The following is an 18,970-nucleotide window of genomic DNA, read 5'->3' as shown; positions in this document are numbered from 1 at the left end:
TTCCACGCTGCCCGCGTCATCATGTGGTTACGCGAGCGGCGGAACTCCTCATCGTCGGGAGCCGTGTGTGCCGCGGCAGTGACGAACGCGCCGTGGCGGTCCATGTAGTCGAAATACTCACCGACCCAACGGCGCACGGCATCAGGATCCGGTGACTGCATCGCCGCGGCACAGTCGGCGATCACCGCGAGCACATCGTGATACGCGGTCTTGCCGAGCACATTGAATATCTCGCGCTTGTCCTTGAAGTACGTGTAGAAACCCGCGCGTGAGATCCCGCACGCTTCGGTGATCGCGTTGATCGGCGTGCCCCGGAAGCCACGCTCCAGGAACAACCGCCTGCTGGCGTCGAGGATCGCCAAGCGTGTGCGTTCGCCACGACTCATGTCGAGCAGGTCCACGGCGCGGGCACCTTCGGAGACGGTCATGTTCGCAACCTACATGACAGTTGCGTCGGATACTAATTAATGCGCTTGAAAAGACAATACTCATCGTTCTGGGTACAAACTTGACACTTTCGTCAAGTTGCGGAAAGCTCGGATACGAGCCCAACGAGAATGGAGGCGCGGCCCGATGACGCAGTTCACCGATGCACCGATCTTCGATGCCGACCAGCACATGTATGAGACGCCCGACGCACTGCTCAAGTACCTGCCGGAGCAGTACAAGTCGAAGGTGCAGTTCGTCCAGATCGGCAAGCACGCCCGGATTGCGATCCTGAACAAGATCACGGACTACATGCCCAACCCCACGTTTGAGCGGGTCGCCGCTCCCGGCGCGCACGAGAAGTTCTACTCCGGCCAGAACCCAGAGGGCTTGACAATGCGGGAAATGTCGGGGCGAGGCATCGACTGTCCGCCCGCAGCGCGCAACCCGGAGGACCGGATCGAAGAACTCGACCGCCAAGGCGTCGACGCGTGCCTGAATTACCCCACGCTGGCCAACCTGGTCGAGCATTCCTCGGCCGAGGATCCCGAGTTGACCGCGGCCATCATCCACGCCTTGAACCAGTGGATGCTCGAACACTGGGGCTTCACCCACGCCGACCGCATCTACTCCACGCCGGTCATCAACCTCGGCCTCGTCGACGAAGGGCGCCGCGAACTCGAGTTCATCCTCGACAACGGCGCCAAGGTCGCTCTGATCAAGCCTGCACCGGTCAAGGGTTACAAGGGTTGGCGCTCCCCCGCGCTGCCGGAGTTCGACCCGTTCTGGCGTGATGTCGAGTCCGCAGGCCTTCCTATCGTTCTGCATGCGAGCCAGCCGCCCTTGCAGGAGTACATCGAGAAGTGGGAGCCTGCCGACACCAGCAACGCCTTCGAGATGTCGGCGTTCAAGTGGACCGCGCTCGGCCACCGCGAGATCGCCGACATGCTGACCAGCTTGATCTGCCACGGCACGCTGTCCCGCTTCCCGAAGCTGCGCATCGCCAGCGTCGAGAACGGAAGTTCTTGGATCAAGCCACTTTTCGATGATTTGCAGTCCACGTATGGCAAGATGCCGCAGAACTTCCCAGAACACCCGCACGACGTGTTCCGCCGCAATATCTGGGTCAGCCCGTTCTGGGAGGGCTCGGTTGCAGACGTGGTCCAGACGGTGGGTTGGGACAAGGTGTTGTTCGGCTCGGACTGGCCACACCCCGAGGGCCTGGAGACGCCGCGCGGCTACTTCAAGTACGCCGAGGGCATGGACCGGCGACGCACGTACGACTTCATGGGCGACAACGCCCGTCGGTTCATGGGCCTGCCGATTGCCAATCCCGATCCCGACGCCGTCAAGCCGCCGGTGTTGGAGACCGCGAGCGCTTGACCCATCGGGCAGTGTCGTTCGCTGACGCCGAGTGTGAACTACTGCGAAATTCGGACAAGTCTTCGCAGTACGTTCACACTCGGCGCGGCCAAATTTGCTTGCTGGGAGAGTTAGTCCGCACGGCGCGATTGATCAGTCGCTGGCGGGCAGCGGTTTTGCCTCTTTGAGCGCCAGCGGGGTGTTGCCGACACTCAGTGCTCCAAGTCCAGACTTGGTCACCAGTACTTCGGCGCCGGCGTTGTCGACGTAGCGCTTGCCGATCGTGCTGCCACCGGCGAAAGCCGGGTCCAGGTCGGCGTGGGGTGACTTCTCGGCCTCGAGGGGCACCATCGGCTCTCCCCCGCACCGCAAGTCATCCAAACTGTCGGCGGACCGCACGACGATGACCTGCGTATCACATACCTGGCTCTGCAGCCGCGCCCCGTTCTTGATCATGTTCAACTCCTTGACTTTCGTTGCTCGCTAATGCAGTCCGGCCGTAGTTTGCAGAGTTTCAACGATTGCGCGGCGGAGCACCTTGCCCGTCACGGTTGTCGGCAAGTGATCGCGGAACACTATGCGGTCAGGGGTGCGTGAGCCCCGAAGTGTTTTGCGAACGAACTCGCGCAGTTCTTCGACCTCCGGCTCGGCGCCCGGCTCGGGTACCACGATCGCGACTATGATCTGCCCCCACTGCGGGTCGTCGACACCGACCACGACCACCTCGTGGACGTCGGGATGCTCGACAAGCACGTCCTCCACCTCCGCAGGGGCGATGTTCTCGCCACCGCGAATGATCGTGTCGTCGGCTCGGCCACCGATGAACAGGTAGCCGTCCTCATCGAGCATCGCGGTGTCCCTGGTGGGAAACCAGCCGTCGGCGTCGAGCACCGAACCGATTCCGGTGTATCGGCCTGATACCTGGGGCCCCCGCACGAACAGCTCACCCATCTCCCCGGGCGGGAGCACCACGCCGTTCTCGTCACGGATCTGGACCTCAATCCCTGGCACCGGCCTGCCGACCGAGCCCAGCCGTCGCGCCACGGACTCCTCGGTTGCGCCGTGCGCCGTGCGGTGGTCCTCCGGGGTGAGAACAGCGATGGTAGAGCTCGTTTCGGTGAGCCCGTACGCGTTGACGAGGCCCACGTGAGGCAGCTGTTCAATCGTCCTGCGGACCAAGGGTAGAGCCACTTTCGAGCCGCCGTACGCCAGAGTGCGCAGCGTTGGGAGATCAGTGGGGCTGGCCTCCAACTCGGTGATGATGCGGTCGAGCATCGTGGGCACCACCGTCGCTGTGGTCACGCGCTCGTCGCGGACCAATTGCGCCCACTCCCGCGGACCGAACTTGCACATGTAGACGATCCGTCGGCCTGCATAGAGATTCGAGAGCGCCGCACCAACGCCTGCGACGTGGTAGGGCGGCACGCACACCAACGCCGCATCGTCGGCGTCGGCGGACCCGAATTCGACTGTCCCCGTGACGTAACCGGTCAGATTATTGTGCGTCAGCTCCACTGCCTTCGGCAGAGAAGTCGTCCCTGACGTGAACAACACGATGGCCACATCATCGGGGTCGGCGAACTCCTCGACCGGTTCGTCGGCACGAGCGGCTTCCGTGAACTCCTCGGACGTCATCACGCGCTTGCCCTTGCCTGCTACCAGTTCCACGTACTCGGGGTCCGCGACGACCAGCGGCGCAGGCAGGCGCTCGATCAACTGTTGCAAACCCTCCGCACTCAGACGGTAGTTCAATGGTGTGAACGGAATTGCGGCCCGCGCGGACGAGAAGATCAGCAACGGCAGCAGGACCCCGCCGGTGCCGACATAGGCCACGTGCTGAACACCGGAAGCGCAGATCACGCCGGCGCCCCCACTGGCAAGCTGGTTCAACTCCGACGTGGTGAGCCGTATGCCACGGTCGACCACGGCAAGGCGGTCGGGATCGCTGGAGACGGCCATCTCCAGCAGCAGTGCAACGCTCAATACCCTACCCTCCTTGAATCCGATATATAGTTATAGACTTAGTGTCTGCCGGAGTCCAACCAGCCACCCGCCGAAGGAGCACCATGAGCAGCACGCCAGACATCGCGATCATCGGCGTTGGGCTCCATCCATTCGGGCGTTACGAGGACCGATCCGCGCTGGAGATGGGTGCTGTCGCGATCGGACATGCGCTTCGTGATGCGGGTGTGGAGTGGTCGGATGTCGGCAGCCTGTACGCCGGCAGCCTCGAAGTCGCCAATCCCGAGGCGGTCACCGGACTGGTCGGAATGACCGGGTTGCCTGCGCGCGCGACCCTGAGCGGCTGTGCCACGGGCAACTCGCTGCTCACCCTGGCCGCGCGTGACGTCCAACTCGGCGAAGCCGAGATCGCCGTCGGTGTCGGTCTCGACAAACATCCGCGCGGCGCCTTCGGAGCCGATCCCGCCGTCGCCGGACTGCCGCAGTGGTACGGCGACCAAGGCATGTTCCTGACCACCCACTACTTCGGCACAAAGATCATGCGTTACATGCATGACCACGGCATCAGCGAACAGACCCTGGCACGCGTCTCTGCCAAGAATTTGGCGAACGGCGCGATTGCGCCGCATGCGTGGCGGCGGAAAGCCATGAGCCTGGAAGCGATACTGGCCTCGCCGGTCGTCAACGCTCCGCTGCGCCAATACATGTACTGCAATCCCAACGAGGGCGCAGCGGCCGTCGTGGTTTGCCGTGCCGACGTTGCCAAGCGCTACACCGACACTCCCATTTATCTACGTTCTACGGCGCTTCGCAGTCGTCGCGAAGGCGCCTACGAACTGCTGCGCACCTCGATCGAACTTCCCGTCGTGCCGGGCACCACCGCGGAAGCGGCGAAGGCCGCCTACGAACAGGCTGGCATCGGCCCGGAGGACATCGACGTCGCGCAGCTGCAGGACACCGACTCGGGCTCCGAGATCATTCATATGGCCGAAACCGGGCTCTGCAAGGACGGCGAGCAAGAGGCGCTGATGTACGACGGTGCCACAGAGATCGGTGGCCGCTTGCCGATCAACACCGACGGCGGTCTGCTGGCCAACGGAGAACCGGTGGGCGCCTCCGGGCTCCGGCAGGTATACGAACTGGTCCATCAGTTGCGAGGAACCGCCGGCGAGCGCCAGGTGCCCAACGATCCGCGCGTCGCGCTGGCTCAGCTCTACGGATCCCCGGGCACCGCCGCGGTCGCCATCCTGTCGAGATGAGCGCACCTGCGGACGATCGCGCGCGAGGAGCGAATCGGCAAAAGGCCGGGCAGTGACGGGTGACACCATCGCGGGGCTGCTCGACGAATGTGCGAGTGCCCGACCAAACCAGCCGTTGCTGCGGGAGGAATCGGGAGCGACGCTCACTGTCGCGGATGTGGCGTCGCTCTCCGCGGCGGGCACCCGCTGGCTCGCACGGGCGGGTGTCCGACCCGAGATGACGGTGGCGTGGCAATTACCGTCGTACACCTACGCGGCGGTCCTGATGCTCGCGCTGGCTCGAACCCAGGTGACGCAGGCGCCCGTCCTCCACCTGTATCGGCAGCGCGAGGTACGCGCCGCCCACGATGTCGCGAATGCCGACATCTTGGTCGTCGACGGAACGACCGCAGCCAACGCCCCGCCCGACGTTCCCGTCGTCAGGTTGCCCGACGACTTCCTCAATGTGCTGCGCGACATGCCCGAAGGTCTGGACCCCATGCTCGTCGGCACGCGCTCAGCCGACGACGCCAGGTGGATCTACTTCACCTCCGGCTCGACCGGCCGCCCCAAGGGCGTCACGCACACGGACACCACACTGTTGGCGTCGGCACGTGGCTTTGCAGCGCACCTCGGCCTTGGCGAGCACGAAAACGAAATCGGGACGATCGCGTTTCCGATAGCCCATGTCGGCGGAATCCTCTATGTCGCAGCCGGTTTGATCGGGGCGTTCTCGGCGCTCATGCTGCCCAAGGTCGATGCCGCCCAGCTCCCTGGCATCCTGGCGGCCCACCGGGTCACGGTGTCCGGTTCCAGCACCGCCTTCTATCAGATGCTGCTGTCGGAGCAGCTCGCATCCGGCAGCGACGAGCCTCTGATTCCGTCGCTGCGGATGTTGATCGGCGGCGGCGCGCCCTGCCCGCCCGAGCTGCACCGAAAGGTGCGGCGGCACATGGGGGTACCGATCCTGCACGCCTACGGCATGACCGAGGCGCCGATGATTTGCGTCAGCGAGGCCACCGATACCGAGGAGCAGCAGTCCAATACCTCCGGTCGGCCGATTCCCGGGGCCGACATTCGGATCGGCGGGACCGGTGAGATCGAGTTGCGCGGCGCCAATGTGACACCGGGCTATATCGATGCCGAGCAGTGGTCACGTGCGGTGACACCGGACGGCTGGTTCCGCACCGGCGACCGGGGCCACCTGCGCCCCGACGGACGTGTCGTGATCACCGGCCGAATCAAAGACCTGATTATCCGTAAGGGTGAGAACATCTCCCCCGACGAGATTGAAAACGAACTGCTTGCGCACCCGCTCATCGACGCGGTCGCGGTGGTGGGCCAGCCCGATGAACTGCGCGGGGAAGCGGTCTGCGCGGTCGTCCGACGCTCGCCCGGCCAACCCGACCTCACCCTCGACCAGCTGTGCGCCTTTCTGGACCAACGCGGCCTGATGAAACAGAAGTGGCCCGAGCGCCTGGTCATCGTCGACGAGTTTCCGCTCACAGGACTGGGCAAGATCGCGAAATCCGAGCTAGCCCAACAGATCGCAGGAGGAAGTCGATGACGGAGTTGGACGTCGACGAACGTCAACAGCTCGCGTATTCCGTTCGCTCCGCCTGTGAGCGACTGGCACCCGAAGACCGAGTACGCGCGGTGGCATACGACGGTGAAACCAACGAGCGCGGCATCGACACCGAATTGTGGAAGGTGCTCTGCAATCAGGTGGGCGTGACCGCGATCGCGCTGCCGGATCACCTCGGCGGTGCCGGCTTCGGCGCGAAGGCTTTGGGAGTGGTCGCCCACGAGTTGGGCCGGGCGCTGGCGCCCGTGCCGTTCCTCGCGTCGGCGGTACTCGCCACCGGACTGTTGATTGAACTGCGAGCACAAGATCCGAACTCAGAAGATCGACTGGCGGAGCTGGTTGAGGGTAACCGCACCGCTGCAGCGGTGCTCACCGGCGACGGCGGGCTGTGGCGGCGTGGCGCCGTCACTCTCAACGCCGAGCCCACCGCCAACGGCTGGAGCGTCACCGGGGTGGCGCGGCACGTGCTGAACGGCCATGCCGCAGATGATTTGGTGGTCGCCGCGATCGCCGACGGGCAACCTGCGTTGTTCGTCGTCGACGCCACCGCCTGCGGCGTCAGCGCCGAGCGCGAGCGCGTGCTCGACGGCACCCGTCCGATGGCGACGCTAGCCTTCACCGGCTCACCGGCGGTGCGACTGTCCTGCAGCGATCCCGTCGATGATGTCGTAGGGCGCGCGGTCGACCTCGCCATGGCGGTGCTGAGCGCCGAGCAGGTCGGTGCCTGCGAGCGCGTGCTCGAGATCTCGACCGAATACGCCCGCACACGTGTGCAATTCAATCGGCCGATCGGCAGCTTCCAGGCAATCAAACACAAGTGCGCGGACATGCTCATCGACCTCGAGTGGGCGCGCTCGGCTTCTCAGGCGGCGTTGCAGGCCGCGGACGGCGACATGCCGGGCGAGCTGGGCTGGCGTGCGAGCATGGCAAAAGCGGTGTGTTCGGAAGCCCTGCGCAGAATGGCGAACGCCAACGTGCAGATCCACGGCGGCATCGGCTTCACATGGGAGGACTCCGCACACCTGTTTGTCCGCCGGGCCTGCACCGATGAGGTGCTGTTCGGCCGGCCCGACGACCACTGGGACCGACTGGCCGTCGAAGCAAAGATTCTGTGACGGCCGGAGCGCGCCCGCCTACGCAGCCATGCCGAAATGCTCAGCGAAGCGGGTGAGGTAGGTTTCGGCCACCGTTGCCGAGGAGGCGTCGGCGTGGGCGAGGATGTGCGTCGCCCCTGCGCGGGTCATGGCGGAAACGTATTCGTCGAGTCCGGATACCGCAGCGGCATCGTCGAAATCGACCGAGGGAGCGGCGACCTGGATTTGAACGCTGTTCAGGTCGCGGCCGGATGCCGCGAGCATCTCTCGCAGTCTGTCGACCGCTCGTGAAAAGTCCTCCGCCCCGACGATAGCGGTGGTCCGGACCGACGACGCCATGGATGCCGGGGCGACCACCGCACTCCAGCCGCTGCCGTGCTCAACGACGCGTCGCAGGGTCGCGACGCTGTTGCCGCCGATCCACAGCGGTGGATGGGGCTTTTGGATCGGCACGTCGAGGTTCATTTCCCCGGTGGCGGCAAAATTCGATCCGGAGACCGGCTCTTCGGGGTGGGTCCAGATTCGTCGCAGCGCAGTCAGCGATTCGTCGAAGAGCCCGACTCGGGCGTCGAAGTCGACTCCCAGAGCAGCGAACTCGGAACGGAGATAACCGGCTCCCACGCCGGCGATCAACCGCCCACCGGACACGATGTCCAACGACGTAAGAGTTTTCGCGACCAGGTACGGATTCCGAAATGGCAACACATACAGGTGCGTCATCAACCGGATCGTGGTGGTGGCTGCCGCGAAAAAGGCCAAAGCGACGGCGGGCTCGAAGGTGTTATGGCCGCCGGCCCGTCGCCACTTCGCCGACGGTGCCGGATGGTCGGCCAGCGCTATCGCATCGAAGCCGAGCGCTTCGGCCTGACTGGCGATCACGCGCATGACCGTCGGGTCACGGAACTCGGGGCCTGCAGTCGGAACGTCACTCGGATATTCGAGGGTGAATTTGAGAGTCAATAGATCGATCCCGTCGCTCCGCCGTCGATGTGAAGGTTCATCCCGTTGAAGAACTCGGCTTTCGGGCTGGCGAGCATCGTGACGGCATAGGCGACGTCACTGACTTGGCCGATTCGATGGACGGTCTGCCCAGTACCTTTCAGCACATATTCCGCGGCGCGGTCCAGATCGTCACCCCAGCCGCGGCGCTCGGCGAAGATGCGTAAAAAGTCACGGAGCCCGCTGGTCATGATCATGCCCGGCATCACCGTGTTGACCGTTACACCGCTGCCGGCCAACGCCTTTGATAGGCCCATGGACATGTTGATCATCGCCGCCTTGGACGGTCCATAATCCGGCTGGCCCGACGTCGGGATGATTCCCGCAGCGGAGGCGATCTGGATGATCCTGCCCCAGCCCTTCTCCTTCATCGCCGGCGCCAGCGCGTGAACCAGATAGCCCGCCGAAAGCACGTTGCGCCGATAGGTGGCCCCCCACTCCGACACGGGCAGATCGAACCACGACTGCACTCCCGTCTCCGACGCTCCGCCGGCGTTGTTGACGAGGATGTCTATCCCGCCGAAGGCAGCGACTGCCATTCTCGCAACGTCCGCGGCGCCATCCTCGCTAGCCAAGTCGCCTACCGCGGCGGCGACTCGCGCGCCACTTTGTCGAATTTCGTTGGCAACCAGGTTTACTCGATCTGCGTTGCGGCCATGGATGACCACGGATACCCCCTCGGCGGCGAGCGCCGTAGCGATGCCCGCGCCGATTCCCGAACTGCTGCCAGTGACGAGGGCCCGTTTGCCCTCGAGGTCGAAGTTCACGACTAACCTCCGATTACAGTCCTGTGGCAGCGGTGCCACGGCCGACTCCACTGCCGACTCAGCGCACCCAACGACGTCAGCGGGTCGACCCGGGCACACAAAGGGAACATGCTGGCCAGACCCGCTTGCCGCATCGTCCGGCGAGCTACTACACTACCTCAGAAATAACTAAATGTTTTTCTGTTTTGCACGTCCCTCGAACCACAAGGAAGCACCGATGCCCCTGCAGCCCTGGATGCAGCTGATCTCCGTAGACGACCACTTGATCGAGCATCCCAAGGTCTGGAGCGACCGCCTGCCCCAGAAATACCTGGGAGCGGGACCCAAGATCATCGAGTGGGAGCGGCCCGACACCGGCCAGATGTGTCAGGTGTGGGAGTACGAAGGTCGCATCTACCCCTACATCGGACTCAACGCTGTGGCGGGCAAAAAGCCGGAGGAATACGGCATCGAACCGGTCCGCTACGACGACATGATTCCGGGCTGCTACGACCCCAAGGCGCGGGTGGCTGACATGGACATCGATGGCGTGCAGGCGATGACCTGTTTTCCGTCCTTCCCGCGGTTCGCGGGCGCGGTCTTCGCAGAGGGTGAGGACAAAGATCTCGCGCTGCTGTGCTCCCAGGCCTGGAACGACTTTCACATCGACGAGTGGGCGGCGACCGCGCCGGACCGGTTCGTGCCCGTCGCGATCCTGCCGTTCTGGGACCTCGACGCGAGCATCAAGGAACTCCACCGGATGGCCGCCAAGGGCGCCAAGTGCGTCAGTTTCCCCGACCTGCCGGATCGGCTCGGGCTGCCGTCGCTGCACAGCGATCACTGGGACCCACTGTGGTCGGCGTTCGAGGAGACCGACTTAGTGCTGGCGCAGCACTTCGGTTCCGGCGGCTTCCCCCCGCCGATCGCTTCGGACGCGCCGTTTGCGGTCTTCATCGTGCTGATGGGGACCATCAGCATGGGCGCGTTGACGGACTGGCTGTTCTCCCATGCGCTGCACAAGCATCCGAAGCTCAAGGTCGGGCTATCCGAGGGCGGCATCGGCTGGATCCCCTATATCCTTGAACGCTGCGACAGCGTGTGGCGCAAACACCGCCACTACCAGAACATCAACCAAGAGGTGCTGCCCAGCGATTTGTTCCGGCGCCACTTCCACGGCTGCTTCATCGAAGATGACTTCGGCGTGGAGTCGCGGCACAAGATCGGAATGGACAACATCACCTGGGAGTGCGACTACCCGCATTCGGACTCGTTCTGGCCGCAGAGCCGGGAGCGCGCAGCCCAGGCGTTCAAGGATGTTCCCGACGACGAGGTGCACCAGATGGTGGAGCTCAACACGCGCAAGCTGTACAACTTTCCACGATCTGCATGACCGCCGACGGCGTCGAGCCGGTCGAACAGCTGCCGCTATCCGACTGGACCGACCAGGACCTGCTGACCAAGGACGAGGCACGAGAACGTCTCGTCGAGGAGATCGGCCGCACGCAGGTGCGGCTGAGCCAGCTCGACGCCGCCGACTCCGATGACGAGGCCGAGATCGCGCTGTTGACACGCCGCCTCAACGCAATGGAATCCATCAGGGATGAATACAGCACTCACCTCGACCAGCAGCGACCTGGCCACCCGGCGTGAACTCCATTCAGCCATAACCGAATTGCGATCAATAGCTGTTTCACCAGCACGTCGTCGTCCAGCGACGAGCCGTTGACGTCACAACCGAGAATGGAGCGTTGCCTGTGCCGCTGGCGATTACAGAAGACCATCGCGACCTTGCCGAGGTGGCGAGTGCCATGGTGTCCGGGCGCGGAGGTATCGCCTCCGCACGCCGGATCCTGCTCGACCCGGATGTCCCCGACCGTTGGTGGTCGACCGATCCCCTCTGGAAGGAGATCGTGTCGACCGGGTGGCTCGGAATGCACGTCGACGAGAAGTACGGTGGCCAGGGCTATGGCCTGCCCGAGCTGGCCATCGTGCTCGAACAGCTCGGCCGTGCCGCGCTCGGCGGCCCCTTCCTGCCGACGGCCGCGGCGTCATCGGTGATTGCCCAGTTCGGCACCGATGAACAGTGCGAGCGTTGGTTACCGGGGTTGGTGTCCGGCGATGTCATTGCCGGCATAACCTTCGCCGGCGATGCAATCGCGACCGGGTCGCGCATGTCGGTTGACGCCGTCCCTGCGCTCTCCGAGCCCGGAGCCGACCTGTATCTGGTGTGGGCCGGACAAGACGTGCTGATCGTTCCCGCGGGCGACGCTGTCGAGGCTCGACGCACCGACAGCATCGATCGGCTGATGAGACCCATTGCAGCTGTTGCGATGTCGTCGGCGCCGATAGCCGATACGCTCGTCGGAGCGGCGTTGCCGGCTATGAAGATCTTGCGTCTATTCGCGGCCGCCGAGGCCGCCGGTGGTCTTGCCGCGTGCACCGAAATGGCCACGGCCTACGCGGCCACCCGCGAGCAGTTCGGCAGGCCGATCGGGTCATTTCAAGCCGTAAAGCACCACTGCGCCAACATGCTCTTTGACACCGAACTGGCAACGGGTGTGGTCTGGGATGCGGCACGCGCCAACGGCAGTGAGGCTGATTTGGCGGCCGCAATGGCCGCGGGCCATGCGCTGCCGGCGTACCAACGAGTGTCATTGAAGACCATTCAGATACTCGGCGGCATCGGCTACACCTGGGAGCACGATGCCCACCTGTACGTCCGGCGCGCGACGGTGTTGCATGCATTCTTCGGCGATCAATCAGTGCTTCGTGACGCGGTGTACGACATGCAACGCGACGGGTTGCGCCGGCACAATTCCGTCGACCTGCCGCCCGAGGCCGCGCAATACCGGCAGTCAGCGGAGCAGTTTCGCGCCGACCTCGCCACGACGAAAGATCAAGACCGCCAGAAACTCTGGGCGCGAAGCGGCTATCTGCAGCCGCACTGGCCGAAGCCTTACGGTCGCGCCGCCGACTCCGCCGAACAGCTGGTGATCGAGGAGGTGCTCGCCGGGCTGGACAAGCCGAGCCTCGGCCTGGGCGAATGGGTGGTCCCGACCCTGCTGCAACACGGCACCCCCGAACAGATCGAGCGGTTGATGTGGCCGAGCCTTGAAGGCGAGGTGCGATGGTGCCAGCTGTTCAGTGAGCCCGGTGCAGGATCTGACGCTGCGGCGGTCTCTACCCGCGCCAAGCGGATTGACGGCGGCTGGCTGGTCACCGGGCAGAAGGTGTGGACCAGCGACGCAATGAACTGTCAGCGCGGCCTGGCCACCGTCCGGACTGACCCCGACGCGGCCAAACACAAAGGCATCACGGCGATGATCATCGATCTTGCCGCCCCCGGGGTGACCATTCGCCCGCTCACCGAGATCACCGGCGAGACACTGTTCAATGAAGTGTTCTTCGACGATGTTCTTGTCACCGACCGCGATGTCGTCGGAGCCGTCAACGCAGGCTGGGCGGTCGCCATGGCGACGCTGGGCAACGAGCGGGTTTCGATCGGAGGCGGTTCGGTCACGATGGAGGCCGAATCCTTACTCGATCTGATGAGACGTCATGGCGGAAATGATCGCGGACTTGCGCGTGAGGTCGGGGCCCTGCTCGTTGAGGCCTATGGCATCGCTGCGCTCAACATGCGCCAAGCCGCCCGCGCCGTGTTCGAATCGGGCCCGGGCGTTGAAGGCAACATCGTCAAAATCGTTGGCGCCGAACATGCTCAGCGCGTGGCCGAGCTAGCGCTGAGCATCGCCAGGACCGCTCTGCTCATCGGCGGCGCACCCGAGGTCACGCATGATTACCTGTTCAGCCGGTGCTTGACTATCGCCGGTGGGACATCGGAGATCATCAGAAACCTTGTTGCCGAGCGTCTTCTGGGACTGCCACGTGAGCCATCAACAAGGTAGAGCGAACGGCCGTGATTGACACAGTCCGCGAGGAGGCTTGAGAAGACCGTGACCGTCGAGCGACTACTGCCGACACCGGAAGCGCGCGACCTCATCGACCTGGTGCGGCAGGTGGCCGACAAAGCTCTTGATCCCATCGTCGATCACCATGAACGTGAACACACCTATCCCGAAGGGGTTTTCAAGACACTGGGCGACGCGGGGCTGCTGAGCCTGTCGCAACCCGACGATTGGGGCGGCGGCGGCCAACCGTTTGAGGTGTACCTCCAGGTGTTGGAAGAGTTGGCGGCACGCTGGGCGGCGGTGGCGGTGGCGGTCAGCGTGCACAGCCTCGCATGCCATCCGTTGCTGGCATTCGGTTCCGAAGACCAGCGGCGGCGGTGGCTCCCGGACATGCTCGGTGGCGCCACGATCGGCGCCTACAGCCTGTCCGAACCCGACGCGGGATCCGACGCCGCCGCCCTCCGGTGCCAAGCGGTGCGAACGGTCGACGGATACCAGATCACCGGCACCAAAGCGTGGATCACACATGGCGGTGTGGCCAACTTCTATACGCTGTTTGCGCGCACCGCTGAAGGGTCGCGCGGCATCAGTTGTTTCCTCGTACCGGGTGACGCGGCGGGGCTCACATTCGGTCCGCCCGAAGACAAGATGGGGCTCAACGGAGTGCCCACCACGTCGGCCTTCTACGACGCAGTCGAACTGGCCGTGGAGCGGCGAATCGGCGAGGAAGGCCAAGGCCTCTCCATCGCATTCAGCGCGCTCGACAGTGGACGGCTCGGCATCGCGGCGGTCGCCGTCGGCATCGCCCAAGCGGCGTTGGACGAGGCCGTGTCCTATGCGCGGCAGCGAACCGCGTTCGGCCGACGCATCATCGACCACCAGGGTCTCGGATTCGTCCTGGCGGACATGGCCGCCGCCGTTGACTCGGCGCGCGCGGCCTACCTCGACGCCGCGCGGCGACGCGACGCCGGCATGCCGTATTCGCGTAGTGCATCGGTCGCCAAGCTGGTGGCCACGGACGCCGCGATGAAGGTGACCACCGATGCCGTTCAGGTGCTCGGCGGCTATGGCTATACGCGTGATTACCGAGTCGAGCGGTACATGCGCGAAGCGAAGATCACGCAGATCTTCGAGGGCACCAACCAAATTCAGCGTTTGGTGATCAGCCGTCAGCTGAGCGCGGCCGCGGGCGGCTAGGACCGTCCGTCGTGCGGCCATATGAGCGAAGGAGAACCCAATGAGCGATCCCGTTCCCGCATCGACGGCCGAGCAGGCGACTCACCTGCACCGTGGCCGGACCTGGGATGAGCTTCCAGTGGGCTTGTCCTTCCGCACCGGCAGCCGCACGGTGACCGAAGCCGATTTCGTCCAGTTCGTCACCTGGGCCGGGTTCACCGAACCACTCTTCATGGACGCGTCAGATGTCCTCGAGAGCAACGGCCGTCGACTAGTACCGGCTGCCCTGACCTATAGCGTCGCGGAGGGATTGTTGATACAGACCCTGGCATTCGCCGGAACCGGGATCGCTTTCCTGGGGATGACTTTGACGGCGCGGCGGCCCGTGTACGTCGGCGACACGTTGCACGCTGTGGTCACCATCACCGAATCCCGTGCGACGAAAAAGCCCGACCGCGGCATGGTGGCAAGCACCGTCAGCGTCCGCAACCAACACGGCGAGGAAGTGCTCGAGTACACCCCCACACGGTTAGTCCGGGGTTGAACGCTCGATGACGGTGATGGCTCGCTCGGGGCAGGCGTCGGCCCCTCGGTGGGCCTGGTCGATGAACGCGGCAGCGACCTCCCCTTCGGGCGGGATGCAGTAGCCGGTGTCGTCGAGGTGGTAGACGTCTGGTCCAGCGGCCGCGCACAGCGCGTGACCGACGCAATGTGCGGCATCGAATTCGATGCGAATGGTCACTGCTCTCCTCCGGTGTCAATCTGTGGCCCCGGAGTGAAGGCGATGGGCAGTTCACGCATGGCCCAGACCTCACCGGCGTCTTCGAAACGCTTGGGTGTGCCGTCGAGGCGGTAATCCGGCAGTCTCTCGAGGACTTCGCTGAGCATCTCCTGGAACATCACGCGAGCCAGGTGAGATCCGAGGCAACGGTGTATTCCGACACCGAAAGCCATGTGTTTCTGGCTGTTCGCGCGGTCCAGGCGGATCGTATGGGGGTCTTCGAAGACGGCCGGGTCACGGTTGGCGGCCGCCCACATCAGGATTGCCCGGTCCCCCGCTTCCAGTTGGCTGCCGTGGAACTCCGCGTCACGTGACACGGTGCGTGCCAACCCCAAAGTTGGTGTGCAGTGCCGCAGAAACTCATCCGTCGCCGTCGTGATCCGGCCCGGGTCGTCGATCAACTGCTGTCTCAGCTCCGGGCGCTGGCTCAGTTCGAACAGCACGTTGCCGGTGAGCCCGCTGGTGGTGTCCATGCCGCCCAGCATCATCAGCACCGTGTACATGAGGATCTGGGTGTCGTCCATGGGGACTCCATCGATCTGCCCGCCCAGAATGCGGCCAAAGACGTCGTCGCCAATGTCACCGCTCTCCCGACGCTCGGTCATGTTCTTGTAGATCTCACCGAACATCTCCATAACCGCAGCACCGGCCTTCTCCTCGTCGTGCGTGCGGTCGTGCACCATCGAATGCACCCAGTGCACCCATTGCAAATACTTTGATTCGTCGAAACCGAGCATGAGCAGAATCAGCTTGGCCGGCATAGGCGTCGTCAGTTCGCCGACGATATCGCAGTGTCCGCGCTCGATGAATCCGTTGACCATCTCTCTGGCCATCCGGCGAGCGCGCGACCGCAGCGCCTCGGCCTGTCCCGGCGAGAATGCCTTGACCGTAACCTGACGGAGCTTTTGCGTCAGTGGCGGATCCGATTCGATCGGAAGGATGGGGAACGGCGCACCGCTCGCGGGCACTCCCACCGAGGGATACGAGTTGAACAGATCATCGTCGCGCGCGGCCTCGAACACCGACTCGTAGTCGAGCAACGTCCAGAACCCGCCATGTTGCTCGGAATGTGCCACCGGGCAACGCGATCGCATTGCGGCCAGCGTTTCGTGCGCCGATTCCCGGAATTCCGGCGAGTGGTGGTCGAAATTCTCGGCAACCGAAGTCGTTGTTGGCATCGACACGAGTGCGTCCTCCTCGATGAGTCCTGCCGGTCTCCGCGGCGATTCGCGCGGGCTGGCGGAAAGCCGGTGCGATACCGACTGCGACTACACTTTTGAATACTCTGTAGTTCACTCAGCACACTAGCGAGTGATGTAGCCTACGGTCAACCTAAGGGTGAAAGCTTGGAGGGCGATGAACACGCTCGACTCGGCAGCGGGGACGGACAGGCACCGCGCCCCGGCATGGGGCGCGGACCTCCCCCTCACGGAAGACGAAGCGCGAGAACGGCTCATCCGAGCGGCCGAAGCCTGTTTCGCTGAGCGCGGACCGAGCCGAACCAAGGTGACACACGTGGCGGCGAAGGCGGGCGTCCACCGCACGACCGTCTATTCGTATTTCCCCAACATGGACGCCATCCTCGCGGCGTGCTTCGTCAAGGCGACCAATCTCGTCGTCGAGGCCGCTGATCCCTATTTCGGCGAGGATGGTCCCTTCATCGACCGATTGATCAACGCAGTGATGGCCGGGCTTCGCGCAGCGCGGAGCAACCCGACCATGCTGTCGATGACAGCACCCCACGACTTGGCCCGAACACATCGCGCGGCGGAAAGGTCCGAGGCATGGCGCACGGGAATCGTCGAAGGGTTGGCTGCTCGATTCGCCAGCGCGGTGCCCGGTGAGGTGCGCACCGACATCTCGCCGTATCACATGGCTCACTGGATAGTTCGGATCGCGTTCAGTCTCATCGAGGATCCGGGTGGTGACGAGGTCGGCGGTGATGAGGGCCTACTGCGTGCGTTCCTCCCAGGCGCGATCGCACCACAGCCTCGCCCCAATCACACTCGCCGATCGCGCTAACCAGTCGCGGGTTCTAGAGAGGATGTGCCGTTCGGCATCAGTGAACCGTTGCGAGCGGTCGGTAAGGCCGGCGAACAGTTGCTGCGCCCAGTCGGCGGCTTCGACCAATTGGCCTATGCTCACGTCAGTGATGATCACCACGACCACTCCCCCTACGTCCCGGGACGGTCTACCGGCGCAGGCTGGCACGTAATCTGCTGCCGTCAAAGGTATTCCAGGCCTGCGGCCGTAATTCGATGATTGCCCGATCCTGCTTGGCAAGCAGGATTGCCATTTCCTCGGGCATCTCAGGGAAAGCGCGTTCACAAAACGCCGGGTAAAACCAGCTCCCGGTGCTGTCGTCGGTATGTACGACGGCCAGCGTGCGGGCGCTGGCCATCTGCTGGAGAGGCAATTCAGTACCCGCACTCGACAGGCAGACTGCGCTGTGCGGGTTAACTTTCAGCGCCTTTACCCGAGGCCGGTCGCGATACGAGGTCACCCAAAGCGCATCCTGTCTCCACAGGTATGTCTGCACCGCGGAAACCGGTCGGCCCTTGCCGTCAATCCAGCTGACGACACACTCGGTCTGGGCTTCCAGCAGTCGTGCGAATGCGTCTCCGGTCAGTCGCGCTTGCGAAAACTCATCCATGGCATCTCTTCCCCGCCGGCGTCACTAACCTGTTCGCTGGTCATCGCTGACGCCAGAACTGCTGCGCGACAACGTCGCTGCTGTGACGGCCGTGGAGTCGCTGGACATTCCTGCGGCGGGCTCGATGGACAGGCCGCTCAGTCGGGTGGTCATGAATCTCGCCAACGCAGATTCTCATTCTTCTTAGCCGGTTTCTACCCAACCGGATCTCACGCAGCGATGACCTCGCGCTCTGCGGTCTGCTGCGCTGAGATCGATCGCAACATAACGACAACCAGGGCGACAATCCACACGCTGAACGCGACTAACGGAATCCAGAACGCGAATACCCCGTTCCAAGCAAGCGGTCCGTCATTGAAGAGCATGACCGCGCCCCCGGGAGTCGCCAGAACCAGATACCAGATGTTGAGGTATCCGAACCAGCGCGGAAACACGGGCGGGTTCTGCTGGTCGATAAACGCTGCGATTGCCAACACCGCCGCCTGCACGACCAATGTTCCAACGATGCCCACGAACATCAACCAGAAGACGTCATCGAGGGTCTGGGTGATCTCGACCGGCCGTTGTCCGGGACGGAACGTCGCCGTCGCGAGAATCATCATCGGGAAGATGAAACCCGGCACGACGACGACGCCGGAGAAAATCTGCGTGATGGACAGCACACCCCACTTGCCCTCTATCTGCCGCAGCCGCAGGCAGATCGCGGCAAGGAATGGCATGAACCACGCGACGAAGTACATACAGAATGCAAGCCCGATGCGGATGCGCAGCTTGTTCGCGACCAGTGTCGACGCGATGTGTTCAGCACTCGATGTCGGTGACAACGGTGGAATCAAACCTGCGATCAAACAGAAGAACAATCCGAAGGATGCCAGTGCCACGACTCCGCACCACACCGCCGCCCGTTGCAGTTTAAGGTCCATCTCCTCCGCCTGTCTTCTCGGATCGCTGCGCAATCGCCTTGCCCAAGCAACGCGCCGGTGGCTACACTACTAGAAATAACTAAATGTTTGTCGATTTTGGTTCAGGTCTCGGATGCT

The 18,970-nt window shown here is 63.9% G+C and carries 19 protein-coding genes; 10 read left to right on the top strand and 9 right to left on the bottom strand.

The genetic code is table 11. From position 1 onward, the window contains the following. Window positions 1-428 (bottom strand): TetR/AcrR family transcriptional regulator (locus A5709_RS03730; RefSeq protein WP_068012541.1); only part of this gene is annotated, 428 nt, incomplete at its 3' end. 145 nt (window positions 429-573) lie between these two features. Here A5709_RS03730 and A5709_RS03725 point away from each other — a divergent pair. Further along, on the top strand, window positions 574-1,809 hold the full coding sequence (locus tag A5709_RS03725) for an amidohydrolase family protein (protein WP_068012540.1): 1,236 nt from the start codon (window positions 574-576) through the stop codon (window positions 1,807-1,809). Between the two features lie 132 nt (window positions 1,810-1,941). Here A5709_RS03725 and A5709_RS03720 read toward each other — a convergent pair whose 3' ends face one another. Together A5709_RS03720 and A5709_RS03715 are read right to left on the bottom strand one after the other, a co-directional pair. Beyond that, window positions 1,942-2,244, bottom strand: coding sequence for a hypothetical protein (locus tag A5709_RS03720; RefSeq protein WP_068118075.1), 303 nt, complete (start codon window positions 2,242-2,244; stop codon window positions 1,942-1,944). Between the two features lie 27 nt (window positions 2,245-2,271). Further along, entirely contained in the window at window positions 2,272-3,747 is a 1,476-nt protein-coding gene (locus A5709_RS03715) for a class I adenylate-forming enzyme family protein (RefSeq protein WP_068118085.1), read from the bottom strand. A 107-nt stretch (window positions 3,748-3,854) separates the two neighbouring features. Here A5709_RS03715 and A5709_RS03710 point away from each other — a divergent pair, with 107 nt between their 5' ends. Genes A5709_RS03710 through A5709_RS03700 form a run of 3 tightly spaced genes read left to right on the top strand, consistent with a single transcriptional unit; the run spans window position 3,855 to window position 7,688 of the window. Beyond that, on the top strand, window positions 3,855-5,009 hold the full coding sequence (locus A5709_RS03710; protein WP_068118073.1) for a thiolase family protein: 1,155 nt from the start codon (window positions 3,855-3,857) through the stop codon (window positions 5,007-5,009). Window positions 5,010-5,061: 52 nt separating this feature from the next. Beyond that, on the top strand, window positions 5,062-6,555 hold the full coding sequence (locus tag A5709_RS03705) for a class I adenylate-forming enzyme family protein (RefSeq protein ID WP_068012534.1): 1,494 nt from the start codon (window positions 5,062-5,064) through the stop codon (window positions 6,553-6,555). Beyond that, entirely contained in the window at window positions 6,552-7,688 is a 1,137-nt protein-coding gene (locus A5709_RS03700; RefSeq protein WP_068118070.1) for an acyl-CoA dehydrogenase family protein, read from the top strand. Before A5709_RS03705 ends, A5709_RS03700 begins: the two co-directional genes overlap by 4 nt. 18 nt (window positions 7,689-7,706) lie before the next feature. Here the strand turns inward: A5709_RS03700 and A5709_RS03695 are convergent, their stop codons facing one another. Beyond that, window positions 7,707-8,546: a TIGR03619 family F420-dependent LLM class oxidoreductase gene (locus A5709_RS03695; protein WP_231972184.1), complete on the bottom strand. Its 840-nt coding sequence runs from the start codon at window positions 8,544-8,546 to the stop codon at window positions 7,707-7,709. Window positions 8,547-8,623: 77 nt separating this feature from the next. After that, window positions 8,624-9,433 carry an SDR family NAD(P)-dependent oxidoreductase gene (locus tag A5709_RS03690; RefSeq protein ID WP_068012530.1) on the bottom strand — a complete coding sequence of 270 codons (810 nt, stop codon included), beginning with the start codon at window positions 9,431-9,433 and terminating at the stop codon, window positions 8,624-8,626. Between the two features lie 217 nt (window positions 9,434-9,650). On the opposite strand from A5709_RS03690, the gene A5709_RS03685 reads away from it, so the two are divergent. The 5 genes from A5709_RS03685 (at window position 9,651) to A5709_RS03665 (ending at window position 15,040) form a co-directional block, all read left to right on the top strand. Continuing rightward, the gene (locus A5709_RS03685; protein ID WP_156673449.1) at window positions 9,651-10,802 is read left to right on the top strand and encodes an amidohydrolase family protein; all 1,152 of its coding nucleotides are present in this window, start codon (window positions 9,651-9,653) and stop codon (window positions 10,800-10,802) included. Next, window positions 10,799-11,062, top strand: a complete 264-nt coding sequence (locus A5709_RS03680; RefSeq protein ID WP_068012526.1) for a hypothetical protein — start codon at window positions 10,799-10,801, stop codon at window positions 11,060-11,062. The genes A5709_RS03685 and A5709_RS03680 overlap by 4 nt, the downstream gene beginning before the upstream one ends. A 104-nt stretch (window positions 11,063-11,166) precedes the next feature. Then, window positions 11,167-13,317 carry an acyl-CoA dehydrogenase gene (locus tag A5709_RS03675; protein ID WP_156673448.1) on the top strand — a complete coding sequence of 717 codons (2,151 nt, stop codon included), beginning with the start codon at window positions 11,167-11,169 and terminating at the stop codon, window positions 13,315-13,317. Window positions 13,318-13,365: 48 nt separating this feature from the next. After that, window positions 13,366-14,517 (top strand): acyl-CoA dehydrogenase family protein, encoded by a 1,152-nt coding sequence (locus tag A5709_RS03670; RefSeq protein ID WP_068118065.1) that lies wholly within the window; start codon window positions 13,366-13,368, stop codon window positions 14,515-14,517. Window positions 14,518-14,557: 40 nt separating this feature from the next. After that, on the top strand, window positions 14,558-15,040 hold the full coding sequence (locus tag A5709_RS03665; RefSeq protein WP_068012522.1) for a MaoC family dehydratase N-terminal domain-containing protein: 483 nt from the start codon (window positions 14,558-14,560) through the stop codon (window positions 15,038-15,040). On the opposite strand, the gene A5709_RS03660 is transcribed toward A5709_RS03665, so the two are convergent. Then, window positions 15,026-15,238, bottom strand: coding sequence for a ferredoxin (locus tag A5709_RS03660; RefSeq protein WP_231972183.1), 213 nt, complete (start codon window positions 15,236-15,238; stop codon window positions 15,026-15,028). The genes A5709_RS03665 and A5709_RS03660 overlap by 15 nt on opposite strands. Continuing rightward, window positions 15,235-16,455: a cytochrome P450 gene (locus A5709_RS03655; RefSeq protein ID WP_068012555.1), complete on the bottom strand. Its 1,221-nt coding sequence runs from the start codon at window positions 16,453-16,455 to the stop codon at window positions 15,235-15,237. The genes A5709_RS03660 and A5709_RS03655 overlap by 4 nt, the downstream gene beginning before the upstream one ends. Before the next feature lie 178 nt (window positions 16,456-16,633). Between A5709_RS03655 and A5709_RS03650 the strand changes: the two genes are divergently transcribed. Beyond that, entirely contained in the window at window positions 16,634-17,299 is a 666-nt protein-coding gene (locus A5709_RS03650; protein ID WP_068118063.1) for a TetR/AcrR family transcriptional regulator, read from the top strand. Window positions 17,300-17,468: 169 nt separating this feature from the next. On the opposite strand, the gene A5709_RS03645 is transcribed toward A5709_RS03650, so the two are convergent. Continuing rightward, a complete protein-coding gene (locus A5709_RS03645; RefSeq protein ID WP_068118061.1) occupies window positions 17,469-17,930 on the bottom strand; it encodes a hypothetical protein in 462 nt (153 codons plus the stop codon). 209 nt (window positions 17,931-18,139) lie between these two features. After that, complete coding sequence (locus A5709_RS03640; RefSeq protein WP_068118058.1) at window positions 18,140-18,853, bottom strand: hypothetical protein; 714 nt, start codon at window positions 18,851-18,853, stop codon at window positions 18,140-18,142. Window positions 18,854-18,970: the final 117 nt, after the last annotated feature.

The sequence above is a fragment of the Mycobacterium sp. E1386 genome (genome assembly GCF_001672745.1).
GTDB lineage: Bacteria > Actinomycetota > Actinomycetes > Mycobacteriales > Mycobacteriaceae > Mycobacterium.
Note: the sequence above shows the minus strand (reverse complement) of the source record. Positions and strands in the feature narration are given on the sequence as shown.